This is a genomic window from Butyrivibrio sp. AE2015 (assembly GCF_000420825.1).
In the GTDB taxonomy this organism is placed as follows: domain Bacteria; phylum Bacillota; class Clostridia; order Lachnospirales; family Lachnospiraceae; genus Butyrivibrio.
In genome coordinates this window covers 35633-48802 of the sequence record NZ_ATVR01000006.1, presented here as the reverse complement: position 1 = coordinate 48802, position 13170 = coordinate 35633, and the positions used below count along the sequence as shown (strand labels likewise).

The window sequence follows — 13170 nt, the reverse complement described above, 5'->3', positions numbered from 1 at the left end:
TTTTCTATGTAATAAGGGGATTTTAGGAGAGAGTATGAGAGATATTGAGTATTTAAGACTTTTGAGTAAGGAATTTCCAAGTTCAAGGAAAGCGGCCGCAGAGATAATTAATCTGCGGGCTATTTGTGCTTTACCTAAGGGAACTGAATATTTCTTTTCAGATATTCATGGGGAATATGAGGCTTTTTCACACTTATTAAGGAGTTCATCTGGTATTATCAGGGCCAAGATCGAAGAAACTTTTGGAAACATGATGTCTGAGGCAGAGCAGCTTGAGCTGGCAAACCTCATATACTATCCGCGAGAAGTAATAAGTAAGATAAGAAGAGACGAATCAATCAGTACAAAAGAGTTACATGAGCACCAGAAAATAACTATCAACAGACTTATTTCAATCTGCCGCGTTGTAAGTTCAAAATATACAAGGTCCAAAGTAAGAAAAAAGATGCCTTCAGATTATGCGTATGCCATAGATGAACTGTTGCATCTTGATATGAACGATTCCAACAAAAAGCTATATTATAACGAGATAATAAGCGGAATAATAGAGATAGATTTTGCAGATGAGTTCATTATTTCTCTATGCGAACTTATACAGAATCTGACTATAGATTCACTTCATATAATAGGAGATATTTTTGACAGAGGCGCAAGACCAGACCTGGTAATGGAGGAAATCATGAATTTCCATGATGTGGATATTCAGTGGGGGAACCACGACATTGACTGGATGGGAGCAGCTTGTGGCAATACTGCGTGCATAGCTAATGTCCTCAGGATCGGGATAAGCTACAATTCTTTTGATGCACTGGAAGATGGCTATGGGATCAATTTGAGGCCTCTTTCAATGTTTGCGGCAGAAATTTACAGAAATGATCCTTGTAGCTGCTTTAAAATGCATATTCTCGATGAGAGCAAGTATGATTCGGTAAATCCGACACTTGCGGCAAAGATGTACAAGGCCATAAGTATAATCCAGTTAAAACTTGAGGGACAACTTATTAAAAAGCATCCGGAATATGGCCTTGAAAAGAGACTTCTTTTGGACAAGATAGATTATAGTACCGGTACTGTTAAGATAGGAAATAAAAAATATAAGCTAAATGACACGAATTTCCCTACAATAGACCCAAAGGATCCATATGCGTTATCAGAAGGTGAGGAAGAGCTTGTAAGAACTCTTCGCCTTAGTTTTATCCATTCTCAGCTTCTTACAAAGCATGTCAAATTCCTGTATTCTCATGGGGCTATGTACAGGTCGATCAATAATAATCTGCTTTTCCATGGATGTATCCCTATGGATGATAAGGGCAATTTTACCTGTATGAAGACCACAGATGGAAGTTTTTGCGGAAAAGAGCTCATGGATTACCTGAATGTAAAGATTCATGATGCGTATTTCCTCGATCCAAGGGATGATATCGAGAAAAAGCAGGATGCAGTTGATCTTATGTGGTATTTGTGGTGCGGGCCCAATTCCCCTCTGTTCGGAAAGGATAAAATATCAACATTTGAACGTCTGTTTTTGAGAAATGAGAAGGAATTATGTGCTGAAAAGCACAATCCTTATTATACCTTCTCGGCAAAAGAGGAATATGCTGATAAAATACTAAGAGAATTTAAACTTGACCCTGAATGGGCGCATATTATAAATGGCCATGTTCCGGTCAAGACAAAAAAGGGCGAGAGTCCTGTTAAGGCTGGAGGAAAGCTGTATATAATAGATGGCGGAATCTCAAAAGCCTATCATGAACAGACAGGAATTGCCGGGTATACACTGATCTTTAACTCTCATCATCTGGCGCTTGCCAAACATAAAGCTTTCGTAAAGGGACAGGAGAACACGCCTGAGATACAGATCACGGAAAAGACCAAGAAGCGAATCCTGGTCAGAGACACTGACGTAGGAAAGAGTCTTATAAACCAGATTGCAGACTTAAAGGATCTGCTAAAAGCCTATGAAAGTGGAGCAATAAGGGAGAAAGGTAAGACTTGAACAGGATTTATGCAGCAGATATAAATTGCATTATAGACAGTGGTTCTTATGAGTACTGGTATGACCAGATGCCACCTGAGAGAAAGAAGAAGATAGATGCTTTTAAACCTCAAAAGAATAAGCTTTTATCGCTGGCTGCAGGAATACTTCTAAAAAGAGCTTTGGAAAATCTAGGGATCTATTCCTATGAAATTGTTGAAAAAGGTGCCGGAAAGCCTTATATAAAGGGGCGAGACGATGTGTTTTTTAACCTTTCTCATTCAGGAGAAATGGCTATAATCGCTGTTTCTGACAAAGAGGTAGGGATAGATATTCAGGAAAAGAGTCATTTTCAACCGGGGCTTATCAAAAGAGTTTTTTCAGAAAGTGAGATTTCACAGGCAGAGCACCTTGGCGGTGATCTTGATATGCTCTATACAGGTCTTTGGACTGCCAAAGAAAGTATTATGAAGTACTATGGAAAAGGGCTTTCAATGGAGCCTTTGAACATAGAGCTGGATATAAAATCAGAAAATGACCTGCATTATTCGAAAGAACTTCATCTTATCAGAAAAGAAATTTCGGGTTATCAAGTCACAATATGCACTCCCTGTGCGGATTTTAAAGATGTTTCAATAACGGATGTTTTCAAAGAAAAAGGCTGAGCTATCGCTCAGCCTTAACTTTGTTTTAGGGAAATAAAACTCACAGAAATATAACGACACCGGCAAATGCCAGACCACCAATAATAGCAATAGCTGATATGATGCGTCTTTTAATTATATTTATGTCAATATATTTGCCATTAAAGCTAACTGTGTCTATTGTTTTACATTTTCCTTTTACATTAAGCTCTGATTTTTCCATCGCCATATAAGCACCTCCCCGTTAGTGCTGAAACCTCTTACAACTATTCTTATTTATACTACTACACAATCATTTAGATTTTCTGATGTATAAATTAAATTATTATAAAATTTACAACAGGGCTATAAAGTTGTAGCGCTTTAAAGCGGTATAGCTTCCGGTTATCGCGTCCAATAAGCTTAATGTATTAGTCAAAGCCAGGGTTTGGGAGTATGATTTCTGTAATTACAAGGAACGGAGGAGTTAAAAACATGAGTGATTACAGATTTGAAACATTACAGTTACACGTTGGACAGGAACAGCCGGATCCGGCTACAGACGCGAGAGCCGTTCCTATTTATCAGACCACATCCTATGTGTTCAGAAACAGCCAGCACGCGGCAGACAGATTTGGACTTGCTGATGCAGGAAATATTTATGGAAGACTTACAAATTCCACTCAGGATGTTTTGGAAAAGAGAATTGCAGCACTTGAAGGTGGAAGCGCTGCACTGGCAGTAGCATCAGGCGCTGCAGCTATAACATATACAATTCAGGCTCTTGCTGCTAACGGTGGACACATTGTTGCACAAAAGACAATCTATGGCGGAAGCTACAACCTTCTTGCCCATACACTTCCGCAGTACGGAGTGACAACAACATTCGTTGATGCTCATAACTTAAGCGAAGTTGAGGGTGCAATTCAGGATAATACAAGAGCAATATATCTGGAGACTCTTGGCAATCCTAACAGTGATATTCCGGACATTGATGCAATTGCGGAAATAGCACATAAACATGGTCTTCCACTTGTTATCGACAATACTTTCGGAACACCATATCTTATCAGACCAATTGAACATGGCGCAGACATTGTTGTACATTCAGCTACAAAGTTTATCGGCGGACATGGAACAACTCTTGGCGGAATTATTGTAGAATCCGGCAAATTTAACTGGAAGGCTAGCGGCAAATATCCTAATATTGCAGATCCTAACCCAAGTTACCATGGTGTATCTTTCTATGACGCTGTAGGACCGGCTGCATTTGTTACCTTTATCAGAGCAATACTTCTTAGAGATACAGGAGCTACAATATCTCCATTTAACGCATTCTTACTTCTTCAGGGTGTTGAGACACTGTCTCTTCGTCTTGACAGACACGCTGAGAATACAAAGAAGGTAGTTGAATTCCTTAAAAATCATCCAAAGGTAGAGAAGGTTAACCATCCATCACTTGCAGATCATCCTGATCATGCACTTTATGAGAAGTACTTCCCTAATGGAGGAGCTTCAATCTTCACATTTGAGATAAAAGGTGGAAAAGAAGCAGCATGGAAGTTCATCGACAATCTTGAGATTTTCTCACTTCTTGCAAATGTAGCGGATGTAAAGAGCCTTGTTATTCATCCTGCAACCACTACACACTCTCAGCTGTCAGATGAAGAGCTTAAGGATCAGGGAATAAGCCAGAGCACTATCAGACTTTCGATTGGAACTGAGCACATAGATGACATCATTGCTGACCTTGAAAAGGGCTTTGCAGCTATCTGAAATATATCTTTCTAAAATAGCGGGATAAATATAAATAAGTCTCTTAAGAAGACATATAAATCATAATATGACTGCGATATACTGATTTTATAAAAAACAAGCAGTACATATTATGAAGGAGGCTTTGCTATGGAAAAGAAATTATACAGATGTAATGATAGAAAATTATTTGGTGTTTGCGGAGGCATCGCAGAGTACTTTGGACTTGATAAAACACTTGTAAGAATTATCTGGGCCGTGCTTGCAATGTCTGGCGGAACCGGAGTTGTTCTATATGCGCTTGGGGCACTTCTCATGGAAAACAGACCTGATTATGTGAGCCAGTACGACAATCAGTAAATAGCATATAAGTTATATAACACATATAAAAAGACCACTTCGCTATGGAAGTGGTCTTTTTGAATAGGTGCGCATGTAGCGTACGTTTCTTATGTTCGAAAAAATCAAATATCAATATCAGGAGCCTTAGTGCAAAGACTTACTATAACATTGACAACAAGAGCAATAAGGAAAGCAGGAAGAAGTTCATAAATCGCAAATCCGCCTCCAAGCTTGGCAATGCCGAATTTCCAGATGAAAACAAATGCACCACCTGCAACCATTCCTGAAAGGGCGCCCTGAAGGGTTGAACGTTTCCAAAATAGTGAAAGAAGAACCACAGGACCAAAAGCTGCTCCAAAGCCGGCCCAGGCAAATGAAACAATCTGAAATACAGAAGAATCCGGATCTCTTGCTATTATGATCGCGATAATAGATATTAATACAACGGTTATTTTAGCTACTTTAACCTGCATCTCATCGTCAAGTTTCTTTTTACCAACTGCCTGAATAAGGTCTGAAGAAATTGCTGATGCTGAAGCAAGAAGCTGAGAATCAGCAGTAGACATGGTCGCTGCGAGGATACCAGAAAGGATAATACCTCCAATTATTGCAGGGAATATGCCAAAGGTGCTCATCAGATTAGTGATGTGGATTATTACTCTTTCAGCATTTCCACTTCCTTCAAGTACAGGTATTTTGCCGTTTGCGCTCATTGCAAGACCTATAACGCCGATGGCAAGGGCGATAAACATAGCTATTACTACCCACACACTAGCAACTCTTCTTGAAAGTGATATTTTTTTCTCATCCTCTATCGCCATGAATCTAACAAGGATATGTGGCATTCCGAAATATCCAAGTCCCCAGGCAAGCATTGAGCAGGCTGTAAGGGCGCTGTAAGGTGTTGCTGTCTTGGTGACAGGGTCATAGACATTAGAAATACTAAAATATCCCGGAAGAGATTTAGCATTATCAATGACAGCTCCAAGGCCACCCGCCTGATTTATTCCAAAGAAAATGACTATGATAAGGGACAGTGTCATAGCTATGCTCTGAACAAGGTCCGTCATGCATACGGCTTTGAATCCACCGAGTGAGCAGTAAAGAGCTATGATAATAGCGCTGACAATCATGGCGAAGGCGTAATCAATACCAAATAGAGTATTAAAAAGCTTGCCGCAGGCAGCAAATCCGGAAGCTACATAGGGGATAAAGAAGATAACGATTATGATGGCTGATATAAGCGTTATAGTCTTATTTTTATCCTTGAATCTTGCAGAAAAGTACTCGGGAATAGTTATAGCACCAAGTTTTTCGGTGGTTTTTCTGAGTTTGGCTGCTACAAAAAGCCAATTGAGATAAGTTCCTATAGCGAGACCAATAATGGTCCATGTTGCGTCTGCCATACCTGAAAGGTATGCAAGGCCCGGTATACCAAGAAGCAGCCAACTGCTCATGTCAGAGGCTTCTGCGCTCATGGCCGCAACTAAAGGGCCCAATTTTCTACCGCCAAGATAAAAATCTCCGGCGTCATCATTTCCCTTAGAAAAGACAACACCTATCAGGATCATCATGGCAAGATACAAAACAATCACAATACCAATAACTATCTGTGTTTCCATACGCTCTCCTTTTTTTTACTGTTTTTAATACGTTACCACAGCATAGTGATAAAATCAACAGGTTATTCATATGTATAAAGTTATTATTAAATAGTAGTTATTCATAGAGACTAAGCAAAACAGGGGTAGTAAAATGTAAATAAATATACATAAAACAGTACATAAACAAACGTAGTACAGACCACTTTATGGTCGACAGGAGGATCATTTTGAGAAAAATCCTTGGTTATATATTGTTGATGTTTATATTAGTGCTAATGCCTGTGCATGCTGTTTATGCATATGATACCGGACTTATCACATCGAAGGATCAGCTCAAGAGCCCGGGGGTAAAAATAGGAGTTGGCGTAGGATCTTCATCAATGCTGCTTGTTGAGAAGGAGTTTCCGAATGCAGAGCTGGTATATATCGAATTAAATGAAGCTTTACCGGCGCTTGCGCAGGGAAAGATAGATGCCTTTGTTTATGACTATAGGCAGCTACAAATCGCTCTTGCTACAGGGGTCGAAGGAGTAAAGCTTCTTGATGAGACAATGGATGAAGAGGTCCATATTGCTGTAGGTTTATCGCCTGCCACAGAAATCGACGGGCTAAAAGAAAAGATTGATACATTTATTGACGTGATTCGTGCGGATGGAACTCTTGATGATATGTACGACCGATGGGTTATCAAAAATGACTTTGAAATTCCTGATTTCCCTGAGATAAAAAATCCCAAAATGAAGCTGATAGTAGGCACTTCAGGAATAGCAACTCCTTATTCATTCTATCAGGGCGATGAACTGTGCGGATATGACATAGAGCTGGCCGAGAGATTTGCGCAATATCTTGATGCAGACCTGGAATTTAAAGTCTATGACTATGGTGCCATAATAAACGCGGCAGCATCCGGTGATGTGGACTGCATAATGGCAAACCTTAATGTAACTCCGGAACGTGCTCAGGCACTGCCTTTTTCGCAGGATCTTTATACTGAAAAAGCAGGAATTGTCGTGAGAAGTGGAGTAAGTGACTCTTCAATAGGAGCCTTTTTTAACAGAGTTGTGACAAGCTTTGAAAAGACATTTATACGAGAAAACAGATGGACTCTTTTTGTGAGGGGTGTAATTACAACTATTATAATCACGGTTTCATCGGTTATTTTAGGAACAGTAAGTGGCTTTTTCGTTTATCTCCTCTGCAGAAAAGGGAACAAGGTCGCGAATAGCATCACAAATGGAGCTATGAGATTGATCCAGGGAATGCCGGTTGTAGTTCTTTTGATGATACTGTACTACATTATTTTTGCTGGTCTGCATATTAATGGAATTATTGTTTCAGTCATTGGCTTTACGCTTACTTTCGCTGCTGCTGTAATAGGGCTTTTAAGGATAGGTGTTGGTGCAGTTGATAATGGACAATATGAGGCAGCGTATTCTCTGGGGTATTCAGATCATAAGATCTTTTTCAAGATCATTTTACCTCAGGCCCTTCCCCACGTTATTGGCGCATACAAAGGCGAAATAGTAGGGCTTATTAAAGCTACTGCAATAGTAGGATACATAGCGGTTCAAGATCTGACAAAGATAGGAGATATCATAAGGAGCCGAACCTACGATGCATTTTTCCCATTGATAGCTATCGCGATCATATATTTCGGACTTGAGGCCTTACTCGGAGCTGTGATAGATAAGATGGAAATAAATATTGATTTCAAGAAGAAGGGACAGTCAGGCTATTTGAAGGGGGTAAAACTAAATGATAAGAATTGAGAATCTTAGAAAAGAATACCCAAACGTGGTTCCCCTTAAGAATGTCAATGCCACAATAAATGATGGAGACGTCATAGCTGTTATAGGACCTTCGGGAACAGGCAAGAGTACACTTATACGATGCATAAATCTGCTTGAGAAGCCAACTTCCGGAAAAGTGTGGCTTGATGAAACGGAGATCACAGGTCCAGGCTGCAAGATTGAAGAAGTACATAAAAAGATGGGAATGGTGTTTCAGTCATTTAACCTTTTTGGCCACATGACTGTAGTTGAAAATGTTATGGCGCCTACCATGGACCTTTTGGGGAAACCTGCGCAGGAAGCCTACGATAATGCCATGGATCGTCTTCGTGAAGTAGGCCTGTCAGATAAGGCATTGTCGTGGCCTGACGAATTATCCGGTGGTCAAAAGCAGAGAGTTGCCATAGCAAGGACACTTGCAATGAACCCGGATATAATATTGCTGGATGAACCTACAAGTGCCCTTGATCCCACTATGGTTGGCGAGGTTAAGTCAGTAATAAAAGAGCTGGCTGAAAGCGGAAAAACCATGATGATCGTCACTCACGAAATGTCTTTTGCCAAGTCCATCAGTAACAGGGTTTTCTATATGGATGAGGGCGAGATTTATGAGGAAGGAACGCCGGAAGAGGTATTTGATAATCCAAAAAAGGAAAAGACCCGCCGCTTTGTAAGGCGCCTGAAAGTGCTGGAAATAGGAATAAACAGAAGAGATTATGATTATCTTGGAACTCATAGACTGATTGAAGATTATGCACAGAAAAACCAGATATCTGTTGCACTTACCAAGAAGATACACCGTGCATATGAAGAGGCTGTTCATCAGAGCATAGTATGCGCAATGGAAAAGCCGGATGTACATTTATCTATCGAGTATTCACAGGAAAAAGATGAGGTAGAATTTGTTGCTGATTATTCGGGAGAAGAGATGAATATTTTTATTGATGGTGATTCTATCTCAATTTCAATTCTAAGGAGCGTAGTACTAGGCGAGAAATATATATGGGATGATACAAAAGAGCGTGGAAACAGAGTGGAATTCTGCATAAAATGACACGATGAAATACAATCAAAAAGCCTGTAGTGGGAGACCACCACAGGCTTAAATATTTATCAGATCAAACTACTGAAAGAAGCTTGTTCTTTATACAGATCTTAGCAGAAAGGATCTTCTCTACTGAATCATCAAATTCTACAGTGATCTTTCCGTTTAATACAGATTTTACCATTCCATGACCATAAGTGTTATGTGTAACTTCACAACCCTCGGCAAAAATGTCTTTTATCTCATCATCAGTAAGCTCAGGTTCAACCGGCTTTACGACCTTAACTACAGGTGCAGCAACCTTTGGCTTAGGTTTATAGCTGTCATTCTCACAAAGGCATTCAAGTATAAGATCGAGATTTTCATTTGTGAAGAATACTATTTCGTGAGCCAGAGATTTATCTGTGTCATTTAACTGTAAAACTCGGTTTCCGTTTTTGATAAAGAGGATAGCCTTGCTCTCAATTTCCTCATAGCCGGTTATTACATCCTCTACTTCATCCTTTTCTGTTTCTCTTATAACAATGGCAAGACCTTCTGATTCAGCCATTCTCTTGATTGAGTTATAGTCTTTTTCGTTAGCGTGTATCTGGTAACGGTTGAATAAAAGAGTATTAACATTCAGGATTGATCCGCGGTTTCCAAACTGGCAGAGCTTATTAAGATCCTCATCGCGCATCATAGTCATTATCATACCTTTATCCTGAATAAGACTACAAACTTCTTCGTAAGAGTATAATTGATTTTCCATTTAAGTAATTCCTTTTTTCCTTTTGTAAAAAATTGCACAAGAATGTATATTACATCATTAGGTTTTCCCTTTCAATGGAAAATTGTGAAATAAATATGATAAAAAAATTAAAAATCTAAATCTTATTTGCCCTGCGCAGCAGCACGTTCATCTGAAGCATAGATTGCCTTCATGATGATAGGTGTAAGGATTGAACTCAATATAATGAGCAGGATTACTGCTGTGAAGTATCTGCTATCAACAATCTCAGCTTTAAGACCACGCTGTGCTACGATAAGGGCAACTTCACCTCTTGTCATCATGCCAACACCGATCTTCAATGCATCTGAAGTGTTATATTTGAGGCATTTAGCGACAATTCCACAACCTACAACTTTACCAAGAAGTCCAACAATAACGAAAGCAAGTGAGAATGCAAGAATTGTCATGTCTACAGTTCTTAAGTTGGTCTGAAGACCTACACTTGCGAAGAATACAGGTCCAAAGATCATGTAGGAGTTGATATCCATCTTTCTGTCGATGTAATCTGATGTTTCCAAAGAGCTCAATATGATACCGGCAACGTAAGCACCTGTGATATCTGCTACTCCAAAGTACTTATCAGCTACATAGGCCATTGCAAAGGCAAGAGCAAGGCCAAGGATCGGGATTCTTCTGTTATGAGGCCATCTCTGCTCCATTTTCTTCATGATCTTGAAGATCACAATTCCAATCACTACAGAAAGAGCAAAGAAAGCTACTGTCTTGATACATACAGCAGCGAGGTTTGCATTAGGATCTTTAAGGCCAAGAACAGCTGTAAGAACGACGATTCCAATTACATCATCGATGATTGCTGCACTCATGATTGTTGTTCCCACGTCAGTGGAGATCTTTCCAAGCTCTTTTAACACCTGGACTGTTATACTAACGGAAGTAGCTGTAAGGATAGTTCCTATGAAAAGAGCTTTTGTAAACTCAGTAGATCCGGGAGCGGCAAATCCGTAGAATGCCATGTATAAAACAGTACCAAGGGCAAGTGGAACACCAACACCGGTGCAAGCAAGGATTGTTGCCTTTACACCTGATTTTTTGAGCTTGTCTATGTCTGTTTCAAGACCTGCGCTGAACATAAGCAGTATTACACCAATTTCAGCCATTCCTGACAGGAAGTCCCCGGCTTCCACAAGGTTAAAAAGTGTAGGTCCTATAAGGAGACCTGCGATGATCTCACCGGCAACCTGCGGTGCGTGAAGCTTTCTTGCAATAAGTCCAAAGAACTTTGCACTTACTATTATGATCACAAGATCTCTAAGTATCTGAATCGTATCCATTGTTTATTTTCCTCCTTTTATAACGCTAATTGCAGATTATACGCCTTTTTTTTTTTTAGAGTCAAGGTTTTATTTTTTATGGACTTTAGTTTTGAGATTCAGTAATATGAGGTGTATCCTTTAGAATTATTAAAAGAAACAGAGGCTTTTTTATGAACATTTTAAATGTTGAAAACATATCTAAAACATACATGTCAAAACCGGTTCTTAGCGGGATTTCTGTCGGAATAAATGACACTGATAAGATTGGTGTGGTAGGAACAAACGGAACAGGTAAGTCAACGCTCCTGGCAATCGTTGCAGGCAAAGTAGAACCGGATAGCGGACAGGTTGTAGTAAACAACGGTCTTAGAATTTCATATCTTCCGCAAAATCCTGTATTTGATATGAACAAGACCCTCTTGGAAAATATAACTGATACGATTTATGACGGTGGCGATCATTGGGACAAAATGGGTGAGATAAAAGCTTATCTTGCCAAGTTTGGAATAAATGATCCGGAGTGTAATCCTTCTATATTATCGGGCGGACAGAAAAAAAGAGCTGCGCTGGTAGCTGCTATCATGACGCCATCAGATCTTTTGATACTTGATGAGCCTACAAACCATCTTGATTCAGATATGATAGAGTGGCTTGAAGAATATCTTCAGCATTTTAGAGGTGCACTCCTTATGATCACCCATGACAGATATTTCCTTGATGAAGTTACAAATCAGATTCTTGAGATAGATAAAGGAAGTGCCTATAGGTATGAGGCCAATTATTCAGGCTTTTTGGAGCTTAAGCAGCAGAGACTTGATTATGAGCAGGCTGCTGAGCGTAAAGCACAGGCTTTGTATCGTAAAGATCTTGCGTGGATGTTAAGAGGTGCAAGAGCACGATCTACCAAGCAGAAGGCTCATATCCAGCGTTTTGAGGAACTTCGTGATAGACAGCGCCCTGAGGAGGAGAGACAGGTTGAACTTAGCTCACTTCCAAGCAGAATGGGAAATAAGACAATAATAATTGACAATATTTCAAAGTCCTATGAAGGAAAAACTCTTTTCAGGGATTTTTCCTATACCTTCAATAAGCTCGACAGAATCGGGATCATAGGACCAAATGGATGCGGAAAATCAACTCTTTTAAAGACTATTGTTGGAACTGTGGCGCCTGACAGTGGCACAGTAGAGATTGGTCAGACCATAAAGATTGGGTATTTTGGCCAGGAAAATGAAGCTTTGGACGAGGATAAAAGAGTAATTGATTACATAAAAGATACTGCAGAATTTATCAGAACAGCAGAGGGCCTGGTTTCTGCATCTGTTATGTGCGAGAGATTTCTTTTCAGCCCGGATATGCAATATGCTCCAATTTCTAAGCTTTCAGGCGGTGAAAAGAGAAGACTATATCTATTAAGAGTACTGATGGAGCAGCCGAACGTGATTATTTTGGATGAGCCAACTAATGACCTTGATATACAGACTCTTAGAATACTTGAAGATTATCTTGACGGATTTGCAGGGATAATCATTACTGTCAGCCATGACAGATACTTTTTGGATCGTGTTGTCACAAGGATTTTTGCATTTGAGGCAGATGGAAGCCTCTACCAGAGTGAGGGTGGATATTCAGATTATCTGTTACACAAGAAACAGACAGAAGTTTCTGGAGAGGAGCGTCATGTTTCTCAGGTCGAGCCAAAATCATCAAAAGCCCAGTATCGTGCGCCACGCGAAAAGACCAAGCTTTCTTATAACGAGCAGAAAGAGTACGATAATATCGAATCAGAAATTGAAAAGCTCGAGGAAAAGAGTGCTGACCTGGAAGCAAAGATAGTAGAAGCAGCAACAGACTATCCTAAACTGGTTGCTCTTACCAAGGAAAAAGAGGAAGTTGATGCTGAAATAGAACGCAAAATGGACAGATATGTTGAGCTTCAGGAAATGGTTGACAGTTTTAACAAAGTATGAAAGAAGTATTAAACATCACT

The 13170-nt window shown here is 39.8% G+C and carries 10 protein-coding genes and 1 pseudogene; 7 read left to right on the top strand and 4 right to left on the bottom strand.

The genetic code is table 11. The features are described 5' to 3' along the window. Window positions 1–34: 34 nt before the first annotated feature. The gene (locus G585_RS0104750) at window positions 35–1996 is read left to right on the top strand and encodes a fructose-bisphosphatase class III (protein ID WP_022773346.1); all 1962 of its coding nucleotides are present in this window, start codon (window positions 35–37) and stop codon (window positions 1994–1996) included. Then, window positions 1993–2640, top strand: coding sequence for a 4'-phosphopantetheinyl transferase family protein (locus G585_RS0104745; RefSeq protein WP_022773345.1), 648 nt, complete (start codon window positions 1993–1995; stop codon window positions 2638–2640). Before G585_RS0104750 ends, G585_RS0104745 begins: the two co-directional genes overlap by 4 nt. 40 nt (window positions 2641–2680) lie before the next feature. On the opposite strand, the gene G585_RS19470 is transcribed toward G585_RS0104745, so the two are convergent. Beyond that, window positions 2681–2848: a hypothetical protein gene (locus G585_RS19470; protein ID WP_022773343.1), complete on the bottom strand. Its 168-nt coding sequence runs from the start codon at window positions 2846–2848 to the stop codon at window positions 2681–2683. Between the two features lie 245 nt (window positions 2849–3093). On the opposite strand from G585_RS19470, the gene G585_RS0104735 reads away from it, so the two are divergent. Beyond that, window positions 3094–4374 carry an O-acetylhomoserine aminocarboxypropyltransferase/cysteine synthase family protein gene (locus G585_RS0104735; protein WP_022773342.1) on the top strand — a complete coding sequence of 427 codons (1281 nt, stop codon included), beginning with the start codon at window positions 3094–3096 and terminating at the stop codon, window positions 4372–4374. Window positions 4375–4503: 129 nt separating this feature from the next. Beyond that, window positions 4504–4713: a PspC domain-containing protein gene (locus G585_RS0104730; protein ID WP_022773341.1), complete on the top strand. Its 210-nt coding sequence runs from the start codon at window positions 4504–4506 to the stop codon at window positions 4711–4713. A gap of 104 nt (window positions 4714–4817) precedes the next feature. Here G585_RS0104730 and G585_RS0104725 read toward each other — a convergent pair whose 3' ends face one another. Then, the gene (locus G585_RS0104725; protein ID WP_022773339.1) at window positions 4818–6317 is read right to left on the bottom strand and encodes a sodium/proline symporter; all 1500 of its coding nucleotides are present in this window, start codon (window positions 6315–6317) and stop codon (window positions 4818–4820) included. A gap of 209 nt (window positions 6318–6526) precedes the next feature. Between G585_RS0104725 and G585_RS0104720 the strand changes: the two genes are divergently transcribed. Next, window positions 6527–8068, top strand: coding sequence for an ABC transporter substrate-binding protein/permease (locus G585_RS0104720; protein WP_022773338.1), 1542 nt, complete (start codon window positions 6527–6529; stop codon window positions 8066–8068). Continuing rightward, window positions 8055–8771: pseudogene (locus tag G585_RS0104715) on the top strand (amino acid ABC transporter ATP-binding protein); the annotation flags it as partial. The gene G585_RS0104720 and the pseudogene G585_RS0104715, both read left to right, overlap by 14 nt. A gap of 436 nt (window positions 8772–9207) precedes the next feature. On the opposite strand, the gene G585_RS0104710 reads toward G585_RS0104715, so the two are convergent. Together G585_RS0104710 and G585_RS0104705 are read right to left on the bottom strand one after the other, a co-directional pair. After that, window positions 9208–9885 carry a hypothetical protein gene (locus tag G585_RS0104710; RefSeq protein ID WP_022773335.1) on the bottom strand — a complete coding sequence of 226 codons (678 nt, stop codon included), beginning with the start codon at window positions 9883–9885 and terminating at the stop codon, window positions 9208–9210. Window positions 9886–10007: 122 nt separating this feature from the next. After that, window positions 10008–11198, bottom strand: a complete 1191-nt coding sequence (locus G585_RS0104705; protein WP_022773333.1) for a cation:proton antiporter — start codon at window positions 11196–11198, stop codon at window positions 10008–10010. A gap of 152 nt (window positions 11199–11350) precedes the next feature. Here G585_RS0104705 and G585_RS0104700 point away from each other — a divergent pair, with 152 nt between their 5' ends. Continuing rightward, on the top strand, window positions 11351–13150 hold the full coding sequence (locus G585_RS0104700; RefSeq protein WP_022773332.1) for an ABC-F family ATP-binding cassette domain-containing protein: 1800 nt from the start codon (window positions 11351–11353) through the stop codon (window positions 13148–13150). Window positions 13151–13170: the final 20 nt, after the last annotated feature.

Coding starts and splice junctions, on each gene's coding strand:
- G585_RS0104750 (WP_022773346.1), top strand. CDS start 35: ATGAGAGATATTGAGTATTTAAGACTTTTGAGTAAGGAATTTCCAAGT.
- G585_RS19470 (WP_022773343.1), bottom strand. CDS start 2,848: ATGGCGATGGAAAAATCAGAGCTTAATGTAAAAGGAAAATGTAAAACA.
- G585_RS0104735 (WP_022773342.1), top strand. CDS start 3,094: ATGAGTGATTACAGATTTGAAACATTACAGTTACACGTTGGACAGGAA.
- G585_RS0104730 (WP_022773341.1), top strand. CDS start 4,504: ATGGAAAAGAAATTATACAGATGTAATGATAGAAAATTATTTGGTGTT.
- G585_RS0104725 (WP_022773339.1), bottom strand. CDS start 6,317: ATGGAAACACAGATAGTTATTGGTATTGTGATTGTTTTGTATCTTGCC.
- G585_RS0104710 (WP_022773335.1), bottom strand. CDS start 9,885: ATGGAAAATCAATTATACTCTTACGAAGAAGTTTGTAGTCTTATTCAG.
- G585_RS0104705 (WP_022773333.1), bottom strand. CDS start 11,198: ATGGATACGATTCAGATACTTAGAGATCTTGTGATCATAATAGTAAGT.
- G585_RS0104700 (WP_022773332.1), top strand. CDS start 11,351: ATGAACATTTTAAATGTTGAAAACATATCTAAAACATACATGTCAAAA.